Here is a 19,193-nt window from a genome sequence, read left to right as displayed (position 1 = left end):
TGACATATGAACGCGGTTGACATGAAATGAAATAAATTATTCAAAAGTGAATGACAAAGAAATGTCATTTATTCACATATAAATAAAAGGAGTAAAAAATGCAAAAATTACATTATCAACCAAAAGGCTTCTGGGTTGGCGATATTATGCCATTTGGAAAAGACGGGGTTTTTTATCTTTATGATCAACGCGACAATCGCAACCCTTGCCCTTTTGGTGAACCGTTTGGATGGTCACTTGCCACTACGACTGATTTTGTTAATTACCAAAATTTGGGAGATTCTATTAAAAAAGGTGGTGAACAAGATGTCGATCAATTTATCTATGCTGGATGTGTCTTCGAAGCAAAAGGTAAAGGACATGCTTTTTATACAGGTTACAACCGCAATTGGGAGAAAGAGGGAAAAACATCACAAGTATTATTACATGCTTGGAGCGACGATTTTAAAACATGGCATAAATCCTCGCAACTTATAACACTAACACCACAACCTGGTTATGACATTAGTGATTGGCGAGATCCCTGGGTAATTTGGAATGATGAAAAGCAAGAATATTTATTGATTCTAGGCGCAAGATTAAAAGGACCGAAAACAGAACAATCTGGTCGAGTTGTTGCTTTTACATCAAAAGATTTAAAAAATTGGCAATTCCAAGGTGATTTTTGGGTAGCGGGTAAATATACCATGATTGAAATGCCTGACTTATTCAAAATTGGAAATTGGTGGTATTTGATTTATACCGAATATAGCGATCAAAGTAAAACTCGCTACGTCATGAGCCAATCTTTAGAAGGTCCATGGATCACCCCTAACGACGATGCCTTTGATGGGCGAGCTTACTATGCAGCAAGAACCGCTTTTGACGGTAAACGTCGTATTCTTTTTGGTTGGGTACCAACAAAAGAAGATAATGATGATTTAAAAAATTTCCAATGGGCAGGAACTTTTGTACCTCATGAAGTTTATCAAAAAGCTGATCATACACTTGGTGTAAAAGTAGTGGATAGTTTATGGAATGCTTTTATTCATCCCCAAAAAATTGATGATTTTTCAATTAATTCTCCTTACGCACGTCAAGAACAATTATTAATTGAAAATACAGGCAAAACATTCCGTTTTTCAACGACAGTTAAATTCAGTAAAGGTACTCGAGATTTTTCCATCCGTTTGATGAAAGATAAACATACTGGCGAATCATATGATTTTATTTTTTCGCTTGTTGATAACCGATTAACTTTCGATAAAACCCCTTGTTATCCTTGGTATCGCGTGATGAATAAAGGTTTAGAGCGCCCTATTCATCTTGAAGCGGATCGTGAATATGAGTTACAGATTATCGCTGATGATACGCTATTTACTTTATACATAGATGGTACTGCGCTAAACGTTCGTGGTTATGATCAATTAGGAAATAGCTTGGCAATCGCCGTCAGTGATGGAACTTTAAGCTGTAAAAATAATTCTTTTTCAAATGAAGGATGTTTTCCAGAAAAATGGTAATCGTGCCTATCAGGTCACTTAACTATCAGGTTAGATGATCATCATGATCAAGGCTTTCATCAACTATTTATGATCAAAGCCTTAATTTAGATAGGCGATTATCTTCAGTAATTTAAATATGGAAAATTCATTGGAGATATCATAATGAATACAACAGTAATTGATAACAATGGTCATATGGCTGACCATGACATCTCATTTAAAGAAAAACTCGCTTATGGACTAGGTGATTTTGCAACAGGCTTTTCGGGTGTTACCGTTGGAACCTTTGCGCTTTACTATTATACCGATATTGTGGGAGTTTCAGCTACTTTACTAGGAGCTGTACTACTATTTTCACGTGTTTTTGATGCTGTGATTAATGTCGTTATGGGTTTTATTGTTGATAGAACAAAAAGCAAACATGGCAAAGCTAGAGCATGGATTTTATGGTCGACAATTCCATTTGGTTTATCTTTGATAATGGTATTTAGTGCACCAGAAAATTGGAGTGAATTTGCATTATTAATTTTTGCTGCCATTACGCTCAATATACATTGGATTATTTACACTTCAAGCAATATCCCTTATGGCACGCTAGCAGCATTAATGACCCAAAACTCTTACCAACGCAGTCGATTAAATACTTATCGTATGCTTTGCTATTTTGCAAGCATGTTAATCATTCCGTATATTACACTACCTTTAGTCGAATTTTTTGGTGGAGGTGAACGCGGTTGGCAGTTTACCATGATAATTTATGCCGCAATTTTAATTTTTACCTTTTTCTATACTTTTTTTAATACTAAAGAGCGGATTAAACCAATTAACCAATTTAAGTACAATGCGCCATCACTTGGTGTTTCATTAAAAACTCTTTTAGCAAATAAGTATTGGGTCACAATGTTCTTCACCATGTTAGTAAGTTTTAGTATTTTAGGACTAATCAATGGTGTGGGTGTTTACTACGCAAAATATCTTTTGGCCGATAGCCAACTTATCGGTTTAATCAATATGGCTTTTGCACTACCGTTAGTTGTAGTATTAATGTGCTCAGCTTATATTTTAAAAATAATGAGCCGTTTAACATTTATAATTGTTGGTATGGCAACCATTATATTAGGTAGTATTATCATGGCAATTGCACCTCATGATACCTATATTGCAATAATTGGAACTATCTTACGAGGAGCAGGTTTTGCACCTATTATGGGAAATGCATATTCTATGCTAGCCAATACCATCGATTATGGCGAATGGAAATTTGGCATTAGAAATGATGGACTAGTCTATAGTGGAGGGAGCTTTAGCGCGATATTAGGCAGTGGTATTGCTTCCGGAGGAATTGGTTGGATATTAGGAATGGCAGGATATATTGCGACAGATATTGCTAATCAACCTGAAAGTGTATTAACTACTTTACAAGTATTATTTATTTATGCACCCTTAGTATTAAGCGCAATCACCATTATATTATTACGGTTTTATACCTTAGAAAAAATTTATCCTGATATCATCAAAGAACTAGCTCAAAGAACACATAATGTCTATTAACCAGCTAAACGGAGGGATTGATAAATCTGTTATTATTCCCTCTACTTCATCGATTGGCTAAATATTTAAAAACAATCCTAAATCAAAATAATATACAGTTTTCACTATTTGATATTAACTATTCAATTCAGAGAAAACAAAAAAAGCATACCATTAATATCGCTATTTTAAAACCTGCAAGACCAATGGAAAGATAGATAAATCCAGAAATAGGTTAACTTGTATTACTACTTGAATTCACCTATAATGCCCTAATATTACTTATACCACAATTGGGGCTGATTCTGGATTCGACGGGATTTGCGAAACCCAAGGTGCATGCCGAGGTGCGGTAGGCCTCGTAAATAAACCGCAAAAAAATAGTCGCAAACGACGAAAACTACGCACTAGCAGCTTAATAACCTGCATAGAGCCTTCTCTCCCTAGCCTCCGCTCGTAGGACGGGGATAAAGAGGAGTCAAACCCAAACGAGATCGTGTGGAAGCCTTGCTTGGGGCGGAAGCATTAAACTTAATCAAGCTAGTCTATCGGTAGCGTGTTTGTCCGCAGCAGGTAGGCGAAATTCAAAGACAAACTACGCATGTAGTACCAAGGATGTAGAGATTTCGGACGCGGGTTCAACTCCCGCCAGCTCCACCAACAATTTTTCCAAAAACGTTCATAAAAAGTATTAAGACAGTGTTTCATTTTTTATACTTTAAAATCATTTAATTTCATCGTTCATCGAAAGCTTCACACATTAGCTCATCAGCTCAATTTAGTCTAGCAATAGAAACATAATATAAACCTCTCATATTTTAATAAATTGGTTTATATACCTTATAAATATCGAGATCAACCACATAATCTACTTGAATGCGTTCATCATATGGATAAATATAATAACCATAACGAGCACAGAAAATAGATATAAAATCGCCTAAGTCACAATCGGCTAATACCGCCATCACTCGGTGTTTTAATTGTGCAACAGATGACACTAAGCCAGAGAGTAATGAATCTCCATAAAAACTTTCTATTTTAATTAACATATAAGTCTTTTATTTAATCTTTTTAACGACAGTTTCAGGGTTAATTGATAGTAATCGAGCAATATGCACAAACTCCACCACATCTAATTGGCGTTCTCCACTTTCAACCTTGGCAATAAAAGATTGTGGCCGATTTAATGCTTGTGCTAGTTTTTCTTGGGTTATGTTTTGCTTAATTCTTACTTCTTTCAGTGTATGAATAACAAGCCTATATTGTTCTAAATAAATGGATGTCATCACAATTATGAAGCCGTTAAACTCACAAACGCATTAGGCTTTTGTTTTTTTAGCTTGTTATATTGAATAATAAAATCGGCTAATTCATCATCTTCAGCATAAAAATAAGCGCTAGGTACATCAAGAACTTTTGCGAGACGTTTTACAAGAGTAAAATCAGGTGAATGAACTTCATTTTCATAAGAACTAATGCGGGAACTTGCTGATTCTTCGTCTAACCCTGCTTTCACTCCAAGTTCAGTTTGTGTCAGATCTGCATTAATTCTAGCTATTTTTAATCGCTTACCAATCATGATTATTGCTGCTCATTTTATATAGTTTTGATTAATAATTATCCTCTTCTTCGATTTGAATTTCGTAATGGAATGCTTTAATAAATCATGTATAACTTGAATTTTGATTTTAATTTAATCATAATTAAAGCTTTACATTAATAATTCATGTAATTTATGATTTTAGGAGGTATTATGAATAGCAAAAAGGACTGGCATCCTGCCGATATTATTGCAGCAATGAAAAAGAAAGGAACAACGCTATCTGCGTTATCTAGACAATCTGGCTATGCACCTTCAACACTGGCCAACGCACTTGTACGTCCATGGACAAAAGGCGAGCTGATTATTGCCAATGCATTAGGTGTAGAGGCTAAACGGATTTGGCCCTCTCGTTATAAAAAGAAAATTCGGGCATTGCGAATTAAAAAATGTGAATAGAAACAATTTAATATCTATTACGGACAATACTAAAAAGTCGGGGGCAATAAAATGCATGGCTTAAGGCACGCTTACTCTTTACACGATAAAAAACGTTTACTGGTTGGAAATCACCGAAAGCAAGGGGATTAACTAATAAATAGCTAATACCTAGTAGTAAAACAAGATCAATAGGCTCGGTAGATAATTAGCGTAGATTTTATAAATAAGCGGATTAATGTTGTTAGGGTTTATTTGAGGAAATGAATATTTTTATGTTTAATATCTGAAAGATAGATAGAATTTAGTTATAACATTATTCCTAGCTATTCTTATGGTATTATATTCATATTAAATCCTCATATACTGTAAAATTATAAATGATATTTATTGATGAAGTAGATTCGATAAGAATTTCGGCCGGTAAAAAGCTTGTAAGCACAAAAAAAGGAGAACTAGGGCAGTTTTTTACGTCTGCACCTATCGCATTATTTATGTCTTCACTATTTAGTAAATTGGAATCTAATATAACTTTACTGGATCCCGGATGTGGTTCTTGTATTTTATCCGCAGCTTTTATTAATGAATGTTTCAGAAGAGGTAAAACTTCATCCTTAAAAATCGATGCTTATGATATTGAAAGTAACATTAAGAAAGAGGTATTACAAACAATTAATATTTGTGAAAAAAAAGCAAATAAACTGGGCGTTAAATTACAAGCTCAATTTATTTTAGGCGATTTTATTCGCCATTCGCGAGATCTGTTTATCAATAATAAAAATAATTCAGTAGAAATTGAATCTTATTCACATGTAATCATGAATCCACCGTATAAGAAAATAAACAAAAATAGCGAGCAAAGTAAATTACTTACTGAGATAAATCTCAATAGTATTAATTTGTATTCCGGTTTTATTTCAATAGCCATAAAAAGATTAAAAAAATATGGTGAGCTAGTTGCAATTATTCCGCGTTCATTTTGTAATGGCCCTTACTATAAATCCTTGAGAGAACAAATATTAAATGAAACTGCCATAAAGCATATTCATATTTTTGAAAAAAGGAACAATGCTTTTTCAGAAGATGGAGTATTACAAGAAAATATTATTATTCATTTAATTAAAGGGGCGGAACAAGGAAATGTTACAATCACTTCTAGTCCTAATTCTGACTTTAGCATAGATGAAGAAAGTAAGACATTAACTGTTCCTGATATGACAATTAGAGAAGTAGAGTTTAATACGGTTATACATTCAAATGACAAGCATAAATTCATTTATATTACTGCAAATGATAGAGATCAAAATACTCTCAATCATATAAAAACATTTAATAGCTGTTTAAACGATTTGAATATTTCTGTTAGTACTGGAGCTGTTGTTGATTTCAGATTGCGAGAAGAACTTAGAGAAAATCCCGAAAAAAATAGTGTTCCTTTAATCTATCCAATACATCTTAAAAACACAGTTGAATGGCCTAAAAAATCAAAAAAGCCTAATGCAATAATGGTTTCCGATAAATCAAAGCCATACCTTTGGAAAAATGATGGCTATTATGTAGTTGTTCGACGATTCAGTAGTAAAGAAGAAAAACATAGAATTGTTGCTTCTATATATGATGGTAGTATTAAAACAGAAATGATTGGATTTGATAATAAATTAAATGTATTTCATTTTAATAAAAAAGGAATAAATAAAGAACTTGCTTTTGGTCTGTATGTATATTTGAACTCAACATTACTAGATAAATTCTATAGATTATTTGGTGGGCATACTCAAGTTAATGCAACAGACTTGCGTAATATTATATATCCCGACTTAGATAGTCTCTATAGAATTGGTTCTCAAATAAAGAATACCAATTTGTCTCAGCAAGATATCGATAATTTAATAGAAACGGAAATTTATAATATGACAGGAAAGAAAGATAACAATGTTTTGCTAATGCAAGAAAAAATAGATAATGCCCTTGAAATTATAAAGTTATTAGGGCTGCCAAGGACTCAACAAAATGAACGCTCCGCACTTACTTTATTAGCATTATTAAATCTTCACAGTGAAAAAACATGGGAAGAAATAGAGTGCCCAATGAAAGGCGTCACACCAATAATGGATTGGTGTAAGAGTGTATATGGAAAAGAGTATGCTCCAAATACTCGTGAAACTTTTCGCCGACAAACCTTACATCAGTTTGTGAGTGGTGGCTTATGTTTATATAATCCAGATGATCCTAGCCGTGCGGTGAATAGTCCCAAAGCTTGCTATCAGATCACTGAAGAATTATTTAATGTTTTAAAAACATACGGAACCCCTGATTGGGAAAAGCAATTAGATAGTTGGTTAAAAAATAAAGAAACATTAATCTCCAAATATGCAAAGCAAAGAGATATGAAGATGATTCCTCTTACTTTAGATGATGGTACTGAGGTGAAATTAAGTCCGGGTAAACATAGCCAATTAATACACGATATTGTTGTTGAATTTGGTCCTAGATTTATTCCAGGTGCACAAGTTATTTATTTGGGCGATACAGGCGCAAAAGAAAACTTTTTTAGAAAAAATAATTTAGAAAAACTTGGTGTAGTTGTTAATAGAAAAGGCAAACTGCCTGATGTCGTGCTCTATTGGCCAAAGAAAAATTGGCTAATTCTTGTAGAATCAGTTACATCTCATGGTCCTGTTGATGGTAAAAGACATGAAGAATTAGCTCACTTATTTAAGAAATCTATAGCAGGTTTAGTTTATGTTACAGCTTTCCCTGATAGAAAAATTATGGGTAGATATTTAAGTGAAATTTCGTGGGAAACAGAAGTATGGGTTGCTGAAGCACCTACACACATGATTCATTTTAATGGTGATAGATTTTTAGGTCCTCATAATCAATAAAAGGGAATTATATGCCTGAACAACAAATAAAAAAGCAAAATGAGCTCTTAACGGAAGAGGTCCAAATAGCTCGCAAGGAAGTAAAAACAGATAATTTAAGTATGTCTATAGGTGAAATTATCAATTTATATCATGACGGTGATATTGAGCTTAAACCGGCTTATCAAAGACTTTTTCGTTGGGACAATGAACATAAATCGAAATTTATTGAATCAATTATTTTAGGAATCCCTTTACCTCCAATCTTTGTTGCACAACAACAAAATGCAGAGTGGAGTGTGGTCGATGGCTTACAAAGACTTTCTACAATTTTACAATTGGTTGGAGAGCTAAAGAACGAACAAGGTGAACTTATAACCCCATTAATCTTAACCTCAACCAAAAAACTACCATCAATTGAAGGATTAACTTGGTTTACTTTATCTGAAGATATTAAAAGAATTATTAAGCGTTCCAAATTGAACTTCAATATAATTCTAACTGAGAATAGTATTCAAGCACAATATGAACTATTCCAACGATTAAATACTGGGGGACTACACTTAGAACCACAAGAAATTAGAAATTGTCTAATTATGATGCTAAATGAAGATTTCTATGAAAAATTAGAACAAATAAAAGGGTACAGTTCATTTACAGGTTCTTTAAATATTCATGAAAGTAAATCCTCTATAGAATACCATACTGAATTAATTCTTAGATATTTTATATCAAAGTTTAATCATATAGATTTTCGTAAATACAAAATGAGTACTGCTCTTTTGAGTGATTTTATTGATGAAGAGACAATAAACTTAATAAATAACCCTGATTTTAATATCGATAACGAAATAATTATATTTAAAAGAGTTTTTGACTTGATGTACAGTAGATTAAAAGAAAATGCTTTCAGAAAATTCAACGTAACAAAAAATGAATTTGAAGGGCCATTTAATGTTTCAAGTTTTGAAGCCATAGTTAGTGGTGTTGCATTAAATATTGATAAATTGGAAAATCTTTCAGAAGAACAATTTATAAATAAAATACAGTCACTATATCAGGATGAGGCTTTTATCAACTTATCTACTCGAGGCAAAAAAGCGCTTCCAAGGATTCAAGGTATGATCAAGTTTTCTAGAGAATTTTTTAAATGAAATGTGAGCAATTTACCAATTATCTTGAGGAAGATTTAGCTTGGCGTAAAAAAGAACTATCATCACTTATTCTAATCGCAGAAGGGCATGAGGATAATAAAGCTATATTAAAATCAATTATCCTACTATTATATGCTCATTGGGAAGGTTATATAAAAAAAAGCAGTAAAATTTATCTCAAATATATTGCTGAATCAAAAAAAAGAATTAGCGAATTAACGCAGAACTTCAAAGCTGTTTCATTGAAAAAAATGATTGCACAGTGTATTGAAAATAATGAGCACCTGACTCTCCAAAATGAAATAACTATTATCAATAAATTAGAAAAATTAGAAAACATTAACTTTAACGTTGACATTGATGTTGATAATGACCATGACTCTTCCATTATTGATACAGCTGGAAATCTAACACCTAAAAGATTAAAGAATATTCACGCTATCATCGGTCTAAAATATAAACCACCTCTACAATTGAAAGAAAACCACATTAATGCTCACTTATTAAAAAATAGAAATTTAATTGCACATGGCGGGAAGTATATAGAAAAGGAAGATGAAGATTTTTCATTGGAACTTGAAGAAATAAAAAAACTTAGAGATATTGTTTTGTCAATTATAGACAATTTTAAGGATGAATTAATCGAATATGTTGAAAAAGAGTATTTTTTGCATATAAAATTAAATCAAGTAGAAACTTATCAAAGAGAGCGGGAAGCTGCGCTTGAAAGTACATTTCATAATATTGAAAGTCGATACAAGAGATAATTAGATGCAATGATAAAACATTCTAAATTTATTGACTAGCAAATAAATAATATCCATAATTAATTACGTGAGAGCATGTCTATTCCTCACCAGAAACATGACATGAAATAGATTTAAAAAACAGGATTAAAATTTTAAAAGTTAATTAAAATCAATTAATTAAGAATAAGCATTCTACTTACAAACCATAAATATCAATAAAGACGGTTATTTATTATTTATAGTCAAGTTTATTTCTTTGTTTCTATGGTATTAAATACTGGTGGAATCGTTAACTTAATTGAATAACATTCAGCACTGTTTTTCCTGATATAAACAATATCCTTACGTTTCTCACCACAGTCAGAAATAGGAAAAGCATCAGCGATAATATAATAATCCCTCAATTCATCGGCAACATAAAATAATGGAAGAATGATACTAAACATTCCTATCATCACAAATGGTGCAAAGCAAAACTCAATTGATTGTGTCTTTTTTCTATCCTTTGTAGTGTAAAAATTAAGAAATCCCCACCATGAAGATTTTATTTGATAAGGAATAAAATAGAATAGAAAAATTAAGATGACACCTATGCACAATGCAACTAAAGTAGCATATATACTAACAGAGTAATTTAAATACTCAGGATTGATGTCATAGATATAGCTTAATGATTTCTCGGCATAAATGCGAGCAAAAAAAAATAAAACACCAAAACTAAGTAAAAGTTTCCACCATTTTTTTATACGTGATAATAATTGTTGATAATGAGTAACAATATAAATAATAGTGGGAATATAAAAGATAATTCCAGCAATAACATAATATTGATTTGCTAACAGATAAAGTATTACAAAACACCAAAATAGTTTTAGTGGCATGTTAAAAAAACTATTTCTATTTAAATAATCACTTATTTTGTTCCACATACTATTTATTATTCCTCATGTAGAGCGTAGCTTCTTACAACACCTGCTTTACCAAACTCATAATATATTCTAAATTCTTAGTATCAGTTACCGTCAACTCATAATCACCCGTCGCCCAATGACCAACATTAGAAACGTCTTTTGTTAATTTTTTAGGATCGTCAAGATTGCCTTTTTTAGCATTAATCCAGATTTTTAATGATTTATTTTGTAAGTGTATAGAGACAATATTATTTTTACCTTGTTTAAATGCAATATAAAGTTTTTTAGGTGAAATTTCTAGATCTGTCGATAACGCCAAAATAGCATTCTTAAAGCTTTCATATAGCTCTAGAACATCATCTGATTTATCATTCAAATGATAATCTTCATCATAAACAACTAACGCTTTAGTTACTTTATCTAATGCCGAATCTTTAGTATGTTGTACTTGTTTAATACTTGGCGCTGACTTAGAACGTTTGATTGGGTTAATCGAAATTAAGTCATTATCAAACCGTTTAATTTCCCATAGTTCTATGGCTAAATCTTTAAAGTTAGTCGATTGTTTTTGATAGTCAGTAAACGCAGGAGAAACAAAAATAATTTTACTTTGCGACCAATCAATTTGATGACGTTTTAAATTCGCTTGGCAAGATTCATTATACTCGACAATAAAATCAGCCTGATAATCCAGCATAAGATTTAGGTAGGTCACACCCTGATCGATAACACTAAAATTACGTTCACGTTTATATTCAATAATGACAAACGCATTTGCTTCGGTATCATAAGCCAAGGTATCGATGCGATAATCTTTAATTTTAAATTCAGATTTTACAAAGGTTAAATTACCAATAATATCTAAATTATGTTCAAATAATGACTGGATCTCTTTTTCTAGTTTGAACGGCTTTTCTTTTAAGATAGTCAATTTTTGATTTTTATTTCCGAAAATTTGCATTATTACATCCTAATCAATTACATCACTTTTCATAGAATAAACGATTCCATGTTTTTTTGCATTATCCATAAAAATATTATATATATTAAAGCAGGAAACAAAATAATAAAAAATGGCCTTTATCTTGCAAGATTTTATAGCAACATGTCTGATTGTGGAGTGGTAATTATTACAATCCATGAAAATAAAGAAAATGGTGGAGATTATGCTCGTTACTACCAAGGTGAAATTAAAGGATCTAAGATAAATCTTCGTGTTACTCTTAATAATACACAAACAACCTCAGGATTTGCTAATTTAAAAAAATTTTAATTTGGACTTAAACATTAGAGATGTCTGACTCAAATTCAATAGCAACAGGTAATTTATTTGGTACTTCACAGTTAAAGATTAACATTCAGTTAAAATTTTGCTGATTTAGTTAGATTTTAGTTAGTTATTTAAAAACCGCTCAACTTCGTTTTTTTTCAAAATTCAACGAATAATCATTCTTTTGTTACAAAAACAAACTTTTATTTATTTTATAAACAACTATCTTGCACAGATATATTTTAAAGAAGCTTTAGTGATCGCTTCCCCTAAAACCCCCCCAATCTTTTTTAATCAACAATAACCCGTCCATGTAATGGCTGAATTGGGCGATTATTATCATGGTGCATGATCGAGTGGAATTTTTCGATTTGTTCTGCTGAAGCTTGGGATTGTTGCTGTAACACGATCCATCTTACCCCTTCTGTACATGGAGGTGTTGTTAACGATCCGCTAAAACGGTAATAATTCAATTCCTTTGGGAATAACGCTTTAATATCAACGGCGTTTGCTAAAATGGCGCTTTTTCCTGATTCTGTGGGCATTTGTTGCCATGCTTTTGCTAATTCTGAATTAGTCTCACCTTTATTAAACATTAATGCGATTACGGCCAATTCATTATCTTTGTTTTTATAAACAAAGTGTGCTGCCATTGGAAAATATTTACCTTTAATGGTGTTTTCACTCGGTGTATGGAAATGAAATTGTTGTAATGTGAATATTTCATCGTCTATTTCTAATTGGTTATTTCCGGAAACATCGATCTCAATAGTATGGCCGTTGTTAATAATATTTTGCTGACCGGCTTCAAAAGTAAGTTTAAGCTTGCTATGTTCTGTTTTTAATACATGATCAATATTGATTGGCGATTGATTTTTACCATTTTCACAAGTTGAATATTCCGGTGAAAGTTTTCCCCAGTTTTCTGGTTTTTCCTGTCCTTCATACCCCCAATGTGGGTGATGTTCTGCTGCGGCGCAAGATAAGCTTGCTAGCATAAACATTGCGATAATTGCGTTACGTTTCATGTTTGCCTTCAATGAGAATTAAATTTCAGTGTATAAATTTTATACCTCATTTATAAAGATGTCTCAATAAAATATATTTTTTTGCCTCGAAATCTAAATAAAAAGCCTTGAACATACTTCTTGTATTATTCCCGCTAATTTTCAATAAATTAAGTGTGATTGATAGTGCAGATATTCTTATTTTATTTCATCAAAATGAGCAAGTCTTATCAAAATATCAAAATTGTAGATGAAAATAATACTGGAAAAATGTATGGCTAAACCCAAAAGGTAAATAGTTTTAGCTTGATGCATGTATTTATGAAGTAAAGATTCAATTAAAAATGAAATACCGAGTTAATAATCACCCTAGCTCTCCTATTAAGGATGAAACCACCGATCATTTTATTGTAATAGTGAGAATGAGGAATGATTCAGCTAGAAAATATTTATTATTTTATGATAATGCTATTGGAAATAAAAACGTAGGTGCCTTCAATGAAAATAAATTGTATTTTATATGCAAAAAATATAAAGTTGAAGGTGTAGCTAATAAAAGAAATACTTATTTTTCACCAACCGGATATAAAAAAATATATAGTATCCCAAATAAGAAAATCTAAAAGAAAATGAAAATAATAGCTCTCTGTTTACTTGTTCCCTTTATCGCTAATTGCAGCAAAGGAAATGTGTCTAACGCCATTAAAAAAAATATAGAATCAGAAGAAGTAAACTTCATTCTTAGTAATTCCCTCACCCTAATAAATGGTGAAAAAATCTCATTATCAAATATATATGCTATACCTAACAATATAGATTCTATACAAGTGGATAATGTGCAATTTGAAGCAACATTATCTGATTATTGTGGGAAAGGAAACTATATATATGATGAAGAAAAAATGGATGGTTTTTTACCTAAAAAACTCAAATTTATCCTTTATTATCAATATAAAAAAAATAATACAGAACCCACTGCATTTAACTTTAAACAAGATAATGCAAATCTTTACTTAACCGTTACTAACCATGAAATAATTACAAAATATTGTAGTAAAACAAATATACGAACACGAAATAACGCATTTTTATTAAAGGTTTATTCAAACGGAGCTAGATATAATTTACTGGCGATTAATGATATAAAAAGTATCGATGAAATATGATACTTAATAAGATGGATAACGTGATGAAAAATAAAATAAGTTACTTTTTTATTATAGTATTACTATGTAGTTGTAGTAATAAACAATCAAATAACGAAAATTCGGAAGTTGGTTTCATTAATGAAAAAAAGAATATAAATGAAACAGCTAATACAAAGTCACCCATTATTAAAGATAATTTCGGAAATACTTATATTTTAGATATTTTCAATGTTTTTTCACAGAAATTAATTTTGCAATCCGAAGTTTTTTTTATAGATTATCTAAATACCTATGATCAAGTATTTGAAATTTCTTTGATAAATAAATTGGATTATGTCATTGTCGAAATACAAAACAGAATTGGTGTTAGCGCCTATGAGCTATTTATTCGAGAAAGAAATAATAAGTTGGAAATTTTCAAACAAACTGGTTGGGATCGTATATCTTATAAATTTGAAATAGCAAAAGATGATTATGATAATACAAATGCAAATTTGATCTGCTTAAGTCAAGAGATAAAACCAATAAATGGCATCATAAAAATCCCTGATGATTTAAATTTTACCAATGAAAATACAAAAGACTGCTTTGCCTGCCCACAACAATATACTACTGAAGAGTGTTTACAAAAAAAACAGTCGGGTGAAAAATTTAATTGGAAAGAATAAGAGGAAAGAGATATCACATATTTCTAATCCATGTAATGAATTAAATGAGAAACACATCATCAAAACAACCACAAAAATGTTTACTGGATAATGTTGTTCTTATTCATTGCTATGCTTTTAAGTCTGAAAATATTTTACTTAAAAGCTGAACTAGCAAAAAATAATAGTCACGTTTTTCTTTTTGGCATAGTCTAATACTTTTTGGAAAACTCCTTTCATATTTTGAACTTGAAGGAAAATTTCTTCTGAAAGTTCTGCTCCGTTTAGTTTTGCGTTGGAATATTTTGCAGTATTATCAATATAATTTTTCACGGTTTTCTCCATTACTTTCCCTAACGGTGGAATTTTCGGTTTATTACTTCTTTATTGGGTAATAATCTAGTCCTTTTATATTATTATTTTTTAAAAGTTGATATAGCTTTTGCGATACAAAGACTTCTTTATAATTTGCATGACCGGAACCAAAATTTTCTTGAGATACAAAAAAATCAAAATTTCCAGGATGATTTTCAAAAGACGGAAAAAATCCTTTATTGTTTAAATGAAACCTAGTAATTTCCCACTCTGGGATATGTGTTTTCTCATCTATATTATTATCATTTATATTTAATTTAGATGAGGATATTCCTTGTGGTAACAATTGAACTACTGTAACTAGAGGTTTTTGATTACCATACCCAATTACACTTTTGCTTTGTATATTTAGTGGTTTAAATATATTTTCATAAATTGAAGGTGTAGTAAAAAATGTATCTTCAAGCCAATATATTGTTCCTATACCTTTTTTATTCCATTTAGGTTCGCTTAATAATGAGATACTTCCAATTTGCTTTCCTCTAATAATTCCAAAATTTTCACTTTTTTTGTTATTTCAAATACGTTATTTAAATAAGGAAAAACATTAAAAGGAAATTTTTCCAATTCATCATTTCCATCTAAGTCTTCTGGTTGAGGATATCCCAATATTTTACTAGATTTAATTGATAAATAATCGGCATTAATTCTTTCGTTTTCTGAAAATTCTGTTTTGGCAACAGTAACATAGTTTTTATAATTGCTTCCGAATATGGATTGAAGTTGCTCGTTCATTTCGTCATTTTCATAGAATGTAAAAGCATCACATCCCACATCGACATAAATATTTATATTTTTTAATTTACGAACTTCTTTTAAGGAAAAATTTTTAAAAAATCGATATTTTATTTCAGCGGAGGTTTGTAGGTATATTTGTTACTACTTCTTGTATTCTAAATAAAACTCTTGATAAATTTTATCTTCTTGTCCAAAACAATGACCTTCTGATTTTGTAAAAGCAATAGAAAAAGATTCAAAAGCTTCATCATATTTTTTTTCCTCATATTCAATTTTACCTTTCATTAAAAAAAATTCACCTGGATGTTGTTTTTGGATATCATCTAGTTTTTTTAACGTCATTAACCATTTTTTAGCTTCTGAAAAATTAATATTATATTTTATGAAAAATGTAATCATTGTTTTTGCTATTCTATAACTTTCTTCCCATTGACTTTTAGGTTCAGGTAATAGATCCCACTTTTCATATTGAAATTTGATAAATTCTGAATAGTGTTTCTTTTGTATGCTATCTCTTGCTTTTAAAACTAATGTATTAATTTTACTTTGTAGTTCTTCCGGTAATTCTATACTTGCCATATTTTATCTCTGTTTTTATTTTAGCGGAGGTTTATACGTTTCGTTTAGCTTTCCACCCCTGCTGCGGTTAATTTTATAATATTCTAATTCATAATTATTACTATCAAGCATCCATTCGCGTACTTCTTTGCTTTTGGGGCCAAATTTTCGTCCTTCTCTGTTCCACCAACTTACGGCATCTTCTATATGGGACATATCCGCATCTTTTATATTTCTCCACTTATTAGAATGTTTATCCCAAAATTCTTTAATTCGCTGATTTCCTGCCTTTCTAATCCTTGCATCATCCTTTCAAATACCTCCCTGCCGATTTTGCTGTTTTTACCGGGTAAGCGAGTTTGCCGACAAAGTAGGTATGCCAATCTTCAACTTCAAAATTATAGACTTTTTTCTTAGTATAAAGAAAATTTTGTCCTTTTACACAATACCATTTTTTATTTTTGGTTTGTATGTGGTATTGTTTGGTAAGGTCGGCGGCGTCTTTCCAGCCTTCTTTGGTGTAAAAAGGGGGGGCGGCGGTGGTTTCAATGGTTTCGTGCTGCGACCAAACCAGATCGCCCTCGCGAATTTGTTCCATTTTTCTAATACCTTACTGCGTGTGAATAGGCGTTTCGACAAGTTTGGTAGAGTTTTCCGGTGTAAACTCAGGTGTTCAAAATCATTATGATCATGAACATTGGGGATTTAATATAGATTTTATACATACTACTATTTAATTAGGAAAATAATGAAAACGATAGCTATACTTTTACTCATTAGCTTTTTGACTTCTTGTGCTTATGCGCATAAAGAGGAAAAAACAAGCATAAACTCTAGCAAAGTCATTGTGTTAGACCATGATCCTGTTTTAATTCAGTTAGGCAGTAAAAAATTAGCATTAAAAGGATTAAACCCTGAAGACTTTTCACTGGTACAAAAAGGTAAGACGCTTTTTATCATTAAAAAGCTGTATCTGGGTATAGATGATCTCCAAATAGAATTTATAGATAACAAGGATCAAGATTTCCTATTAACTGGTGAAATAGAATATGCGGTTTCTCAAAACTTAATTGATGATATTGATAGGGGAAATGTATTTTTACCATTTTCTTTTAAAGAAGATATACTGCTACATAACAATAAAGGTAAATTTATTTTATCAACAGCGATTAAAACTACACCACAGCTAGAAGCCATTTGCCATGAAAGATATTTTGATGAGATCCGAAAAGAGTCTTATTTGGTTCAAAAACAGTTCTATCAGAATGAAATAATCGATAACCCAGAAAAATATAAGGATTGTTGCCCTGAGTATATTGAATATGCAAAAAAGTTTTTATCTAAAAAAGAGCGTGATTTTCACTCATTACAAAGCCTGTTTGTTGAATTTACCTATAAAAAAATAAAGTTAAACATGGGTGATGGTTATCATATCGTCTTTAATAATATTAGTGATTTTGTTCCTGAATAAAAATGAGTGATTATGCGGATTGTATTAGTTTAACTAAATAGAAATAAAATACATACCGTATATAATATTCATTTATCTATTTATAACTTTGGAGAAATCCCTAATATCTATGCATAAAATAATTATTTTACTTACATTGACTCTATGGTTGGGTTGTTCGTATGGGCAACCGATAATAACTTATACACCTGCCACTCCCGACACAGCAAAAGATTTGTCAGGTGCACTTATATCACCACCATTAGGGCAGCGGGCAATACTCCATAAAGCAAAAAACGAAGATTCAATTGCAGAGTTGTACAATAATTTTGTTCATAGATATGGAAGTAGGGATAGCTTTTGTTCCTTACTTGGTTGTGAGGAAACCGTAAATTATAATCCTAAACTTTTTAAAATAGAATATTCAGATTCTGATGAGGTTTTTAGCAGATATAATTTATATAAAGAAGAAGCGATACCTTTTATTATTTCATTCAAATACCTCAAAAAAGGCGATAAAATCTTAAAATTAGCAATACAAAAATCAGAATCTAACAGTTATCTAAATCTATCTATATATCTGTTATCCTTAAAAAATGGAGTACAGGTTGATTCTAGAAGAATTTATTATAATCGCTCAGGAGAAATGGGTTTTACAGATGGTAAAATTTTTTATATAGATGAAAACCTGATCATTTCCACCCGAGACTATTCCTTTACTGAGGACGGAATAACACAAACACCGTTTTATCAATATCAACTAAATGACGAAGGCAAATTTATTCGTTACTATCCTAAAAATGGTAACTATAAAGATAATCAAGAGCAAGGTTTAGTTAAAAACCATACTCGCGAAGGTTTATGGATTGAGAAGAAAGTAAACCATTTAATTGGTACTTCATATTTTGAAGCCGAATATAAAAATGGGTTAATACAGGGTGAAGGCAAGTTTTATAAATTAGAATATAAGTTAAAAGACGGCTCTATTCCCTATTATGTTCCCTATTCTTCTGCTAAAAAAGGCAAACTTTTGTACACAGAAACCTATAAAGACGGTGAGCTTGTCGAACGCAAATTTGTGGATAAACAAATTGATGAATTGAATTAAAGGTTGTGTAGTAAACAAACGATTATTATGCTTATCACTCTCATAATTATGAACGGTGGTAAGTAAACCGATATAAATGAGTAAATTAAAAAGAATAATCATTCAAAACTAATCATTATAATGGCGTTAGTTTTTTTGAAATTTAATAACAAGAGTCCGATAACAAAAGATATGTAACTAGAGTGTTTTTTATGATGATATCCCTAAATAATAAATTGA

General features: G+C 31.0%; 24 protein-coding genes and 1 other RNA gene. 13 read left to right on the top strand and 12 right to left on the bottom strand.

From position 1 onward, the window contains the following. Positions 1 to 98: 98 nt before the first annotated feature. From J3U16_RS02475 to ssrA, 3 genes are all read left to right on the top strand, one after another. Positions 99 to 1,502, top strand: coding sequence for a hypothetical protein (locus tag J3U16_RS02475; RefSeq protein WP_267342456.1), 1,404 nt, complete (start codon positions 99 to 101; stop codon positions 1,500 to 1,502). Between the two features lie 144 nt (positions 1,503 to 1,646). Beyond that, a complete protein-coding gene (locus J3U16_RS02470; protein WP_081303387.1) occupies positions 1,647 to 3,035 on the top strand; it encodes an MFS transporter in 1,389 nt (462 codons plus the stop codon). 274 nt (positions 3,036 to 3,309) lie between these two features. After that, positions 3,310 to 3,674, top strand: a transfer-messenger RNA (tmRNA) gene (gene ssrA / locus J3U16_RS02465). A gap of 158 nt (positions 3,675 to 3,832) precedes the next feature. On the opposite strand, the gene J3U16_RS02460 is transcribed toward ssrA, so the two are convergent. From J3U16_RS02460 to J3U16_RS02450, 3 genes are read right to left on the bottom strand one after another with little or no spacing between them, the layout of a single operon-like run. Continuing rightward, positions 3,833 to 4,066, bottom strand: coding sequence for a hypothetical protein (locus J3U16_RS02460; protein WP_267342455.1), 234 nt, complete (start codon positions 4,064 to 4,066; stop codon positions 3,833 to 3,835). 9 nt (positions 4,067 to 4,075) lie between these two features. Next, on the bottom strand, positions 4,076 to 4,303 hold the full coding sequence (locus tag J3U16_RS02455; RefSeq protein WP_267330514.1) for a helix-turn-helix domain-containing protein: 228 nt from the start codon (positions 4,301 to 4,303) through the stop codon (positions 4,076 to 4,078). Between the two features lie 5 nt (positions 4,304 to 4,308). Further along, a complete protein-coding gene (locus J3U16_RS02450) occupies positions 4,309 to 4,596 on the bottom strand; it encodes a helix-turn-helix domain-containing protein (RefSeq protein ID WP_065563680.1) in 288 nt (95 codons plus the stop codon). Positions 4,597 to 4,770: 174 nt separating this feature from the next. Between J3U16_RS02450 and J3U16_RS02445 the strand changes: the two genes are divergently transcribed. The 4 genes from J3U16_RS02445 (at position 4,771) to J3U16_RS02430 (ending at position 9,780) form a co-directional block, all read left to right on the top strand. Beyond that, positions 4,771 to 5,016, top strand: a complete 246-nt coding sequence (locus tag J3U16_RS02445) for a helix-turn-helix domain-containing protein (protein ID WP_267330422.1) — start codon at positions 4,771 to 4,773, stop codon at positions 5,014 to 5,016. A 359-nt stretch (positions 5,017 to 5,375) separates the two neighbouring features. Continuing rightward, on the top strand, positions 5,376 to 7,880 hold the full coding sequence (locus tag J3U16_RS02440; RefSeq protein WP_267330421.1) for a BsuBI/PstI family type II restriction endonuclease: 2,505 nt from the start codon (positions 5,376 to 5,378) through the stop codon (positions 7,878 to 7,880). Positions 7,881 to 7,891: 11 nt separating this feature from the next. Continuing rightward, positions 7,892 to 9,013, top strand: coding sequence for a DUF262 domain-containing protein (locus J3U16_RS02435; protein ID WP_267330420.1), 1,122 nt, complete (start codon positions 7,892 to 7,894; stop codon positions 9,011 to 9,013). Beyond that, complete coding sequence (locus tag J3U16_RS02430) at positions 9,010 to 9,780, top strand: MAE_28990/MAE_18760 family HEPN-like nuclease (protein ID WP_267330419.1); 771 nt, start codon at positions 9,010 to 9,012, stop codon at positions 9,778 to 9,780. Before J3U16_RS02435 ends, J3U16_RS02430 begins: the two co-directional genes overlap by 4 nt. 230 nt (positions 9,781 to 10,010) lie before the next feature. Here the strand turns inward: J3U16_RS02430 and J3U16_RS02425 are convergent, their stop codons facing one another. Next, positions 10,011 to 10,691 (bottom strand): hypothetical protein, encoded by a 681-nt coding sequence (locus tag J3U16_RS02425; protein ID WP_267342454.1) that lies wholly within the window; start codon positions 10,689 to 10,691, stop codon positions 10,011 to 10,013. Positions 10,692 to 10,725: 34 nt separating this feature from the next. Beyond that, entirely contained in the window at positions 10,726 to 11,634 is a 909-nt protein-coding gene (locus J3U16_RS02420) for a DUF5655 domain-containing protein (RefSeq protein ID WP_267330417.1), read from the bottom strand. Between the two features lie 144 nt (positions 11,635 to 11,778). Between J3U16_RS02420 and J3U16_RS02415 the strand changes: the two genes are divergently transcribed. Next, complete coding sequence (locus J3U16_RS02415) at positions 11,779 to 11,946, top strand: hypothetical protein (protein ID WP_267330416.1); 168 nt, start codon at positions 11,779 to 11,781, stop codon at positions 11,944 to 11,946. 287 nt (positions 11,947 to 12,233) lie between these two features. Here J3U16_RS02415 and J3U16_RS02410 read toward each other — a convergent pair whose 3' ends face one another. After that, entirely contained in the window at positions 12,234 to 12,971 is a 738-nt protein-coding gene (locus tag J3U16_RS02410) for a carbonic anhydrase (protein WP_220225647.1), read from the bottom strand. A gap of 323 nt (positions 12,972 to 13,294) precedes the next feature. On the opposite strand from J3U16_RS02410, the gene J3U16_RS02405 reads away from it, so the two are divergent. The 3 genes from J3U16_RS02405 to J3U16_RS02395 are packed head-to-tail and all read left to right on the top strand — an operon-like array spanning position 13,295 to position 14,766. Continuing rightward, the gene (locus tag J3U16_RS02405) at positions 13,295 to 13,573 is read left to right on the top strand and encodes a hypothetical protein (protein ID WP_065735141.1); all 279 of its coding nucleotides are present in this window, start codon (positions 13,295 to 13,297) and stop codon (positions 13,571 to 13,573) included. A 6-nt stretch (positions 13,574 to 13,579) separates the two neighbouring features. Then, positions 13,580 to 14,116, top strand: coding sequence for a hypothetical protein (locus J3U16_RS02400; protein ID WP_267330414.1), 537 nt, complete (start codon positions 13,580 to 13,582; stop codon positions 14,114 to 14,116). A 23-nt stretch (positions 14,117 to 14,139) separates the two neighbouring features. Next, complete coding sequence (locus J3U16_RS02395; protein WP_267338805.1) at positions 14,140 to 14,766, top strand: hypothetical protein; 627 nt, start codon at positions 14,140 to 14,142, stop codon at positions 14,764 to 14,766. A gap of 150 nt (positions 14,767 to 14,916) precedes the next feature. Here the strand turns inward: J3U16_RS02395 and J3U16_RS02390 are convergent, their stop codons facing one another. The 6 genes from J3U16_RS02390 to J3U16_RS02365 all read right to left on the bottom strand — a co-directional run bounded on the left by J3U16_RS02390 (position 14,917) and on the right by J3U16_RS02365 (position 17,014). Further along, entirely contained in the window at positions 14,917 to 15,090 is a 174-nt protein-coding gene (locus J3U16_RS02390; RefSeq protein WP_267337119.1) for a hypothetical protein, read from the bottom strand. 31 nt (positions 15,091 to 15,121) lie between these two features. Next, positions 15,122 to 15,406, bottom strand: a complete 285-nt coding sequence (locus J3U16_RS02385; protein ID WP_267330411.1) for a hypothetical protein — start codon at positions 15,404 to 15,406, stop codon at positions 15,122 to 15,124. A gap of 164 nt (positions 15,407 to 15,570) precedes the next feature. Continuing rightward, positions 15,571 to 15,855: a hypothetical protein gene (locus tag J3U16_RS02380; RefSeq protein ID WP_267338804.1), complete on the bottom strand. Its 285-nt coding sequence runs from the start codon at positions 15,853 to 15,855 to the stop codon at positions 15,571 to 15,573. 144 nt (positions 15,856 to 15,999) lie between these two features. Beyond that, positions 16,000 to 16,437, bottom strand: coding sequence for a hypothetical protein (locus tag J3U16_RS02375; protein ID WP_267330409.1), 438 nt, complete (start codon positions 16,435 to 16,437; stop codon positions 16,000 to 16,002). A 15-nt stretch (positions 16,438 to 16,452) separates the two neighbouring features. Further along, a complete protein-coding gene (locus J3U16_RS02370; RefSeq protein ID WP_416379934.1) occupies positions 16,453 to 16,632 on the bottom strand; it encodes a hypothetical protein in 180 nt (59 codons plus the stop codon). Positions 16,633 to 16,720: 88 nt separating this feature from the next. Then, positions 16,721 to 17,014 carry a polymorphic toxin-type HINT domain-containing protein gene (locus tag J3U16_RS02365; RefSeq protein ID WP_267330408.1) on the bottom strand — a complete coding sequence of 98 codons (294 nt, stop codon included), beginning with the start codon at positions 17,012 to 17,014 and terminating at the stop codon, positions 16,721 to 16,723. A gap of 150 nt (positions 17,015 to 17,164) precedes the next feature. Here J3U16_RS02365 and J3U16_RS02360 point away from each other — a divergent pair, with 150 nt between their 5' ends. Both J3U16_RS02360 and J3U16_RS02355 read left to right on the top strand, forming a co-directional pair. Beyond that, positions 17,165 to 17,887 (top strand): hypothetical protein, encoded by a 723-nt coding sequence (locus J3U16_RS02360; protein ID WP_267337123.1) that lies wholly within the window; start codon positions 17,165 to 17,167, stop codon positions 17,885 to 17,887. 109 nt (positions 17,888 to 17,996) lie between these two features. Then, positions 17,997 to 18,974 carry a hypothetical protein gene (locus tag J3U16_RS02355; protein WP_267337124.1) on the top strand — a complete coding sequence of 326 codons (978 nt, stop codon included), beginning with the start codon at positions 17,997 to 17,999 and terminating at the stop codon, positions 18,972 to 18,974. The last annotated feature ends 219 nt before the right edge of the window (positions 18,975 to 19,193 follow it).

The sequence above is a fragment of the Gilliamella sp. B3023 genome, assembly GCF_026536845.1.
GTDB classification, from domain to species: domain Bacteria; phylum Pseudomonadota; class Gammaproteobacteria; order Enterobacterales; family Orbaceae; genus Gilliamella; species Gilliamella apicola_E.
This window is presented reverse-complemented; position numbering and strand designations above follow the sequence as displayed.

Bases quoted from the DNA above. Each gene is read 5' to 3' on its own strand.
- J3U16_RS02400 (WP_267330414.1), top strand. From the start codon at position 13,580: ATGAAAATAATAGCTCTCTGTTTACTTGTTCCCTTTATCGCTAATTGC.
- J3U16_RS02390 (WP_267337119.1), bottom strand. From the start codon at position 15,090: ATGGAGAAAACCGTGAAAAATTATATTGATAATACTGCAAAATATTCC.
- J3U16_RS02455 (WP_267330514.1), bottom strand. From the start codon at position 4,303: ATGACATCCATTTATTTAGAACAATATAGGCTTGTTATTCATACACTG.
- J3U16_RS02430 (WP_267330419.1), top strand. From the start codon at position 9,010: ATGAAATGTGAGCAATTTACCAATTATCTTGAGGAAGATTTAGCTTGG.
- J3U16_RS02420 (WP_267330417.1), bottom strand. From the start codon at position 11,634: ATGCAAATTTTCGGAAATAAAAATCAAAAATTGACTATCTTAAAAGAA.
- J3U16_RS02360 (WP_267337123.1), top strand. From the start codon at position 17,165: ATGAAAACGATAGCTATACTTTTACTCATTAGCTTTTTGACTTCTTGT.
- J3U16_RS02410 (WP_220225647.1), bottom strand. From the start codon at position 12,971: ATGAAACGTAACGCAATTATCGCAATGTTTATGCTAGCAAGCTTATCT.
- J3U16_RS02435 (WP_267330420.1), top strand. From the start codon at position 7,892: ATGCCTGAACAACAAATAAAAAAGCAAAATGAGCTCTTAACGGAAGAG.
- J3U16_RS02375 (WP_267330409.1), bottom strand. From the start codon at position 16,437: ATGGCAAGTATAGAATTACCGGAAGAACTACAAAGTAAAATTAATACA.
- J3U16_RS02415 (WP_267330416.1), top strand. From the start codon at position 11,779: ATGTCTGATTGTGGAGTGGTAATTATTACAATCCATGAAAATAAAGAA.
- J3U16_RS02450 (WP_065563680.1), bottom strand. From the start codon at position 4,596: ATGATTGGTAAGCGATTAAAAATAGCTAGAATTAATGCAGATCTGACA.
- J3U16_RS02470 (WP_081303387.1), top strand. From the start codon at position 1,647: ATGAATACAACAGTAATTGATAACAATGGTCATATGGCTGACCATGAC.
- J3U16_RS02380 (WP_267338804.1), bottom strand. From the start codon at position 15,855: ATGAACGAGCAACTTCAATCCATATTCGGAAGCAATTATAAAAACTAT.
- J3U16_RS02405 (WP_065735141.1), top strand. From the start codon at position 13,295: ATGAAATACCGAGTTAATAATCACCCTAGCTCTCCTATTAAGGATGAA.
- J3U16_RS02370 (WP_416379934.1), bottom strand. From the start codon at position 16,632: ATGTCCCATATAGAAGATGCCGTAAGTTGGTGGAACAGAGAAGGACGA.
- J3U16_RS02365 (WP_267330408.1), bottom strand. From the start codon at position 17,014: ATGGAACAAATTCGCGAGGGCGATCTGGTTTGGTCGCAGCACGAAACC.
- J3U16_RS02440 (WP_267330421.1), top strand. From the start codon at position 5,376: ATGATATTTATTGATGAAGTAGATTCGATAAGAATTTCGGCCGGTAAA.
- J3U16_RS02425 (WP_267342454.1), bottom strand. From the start codon at position 10,691: ATGTGGAACAAAATAAGTGATTATTTAAATAGAAATAGTTTTTTTAAC.
- J3U16_RS02395 (WP_267338805.1), top strand. From the start codon at position 14,140: ATGAAAAATAAAATAAGTTACTTTTTTATTATAGTATTACTATGTAGT.
- J3U16_RS02460 (WP_267342455.1), bottom strand. From the start codon at position 4,066: ATGTTAATTAAAATAGAAAGTTTTTATGGAGATTCATTACTCTCTGGC.
- J3U16_RS02475 (WP_267342456.1), top strand. From the start codon at position 99: ATGCAAAAATTACATTATCAACCAAAAGGCTTCTGGGTTGGCGATATT.
- J3U16_RS02445 (WP_267330422.1), top strand. From the start codon at position 4,771: ATGAATAGCAAAAAGGACTGGCATCCTGCCGATATTATTGCAGCAATG.
- J3U16_RS02355 (WP_267337124.1), top strand. From the start codon at position 17,997: ATGCATAAAATAATTATTTTACTTACATTGACTCTATGGTTGGGTTGT.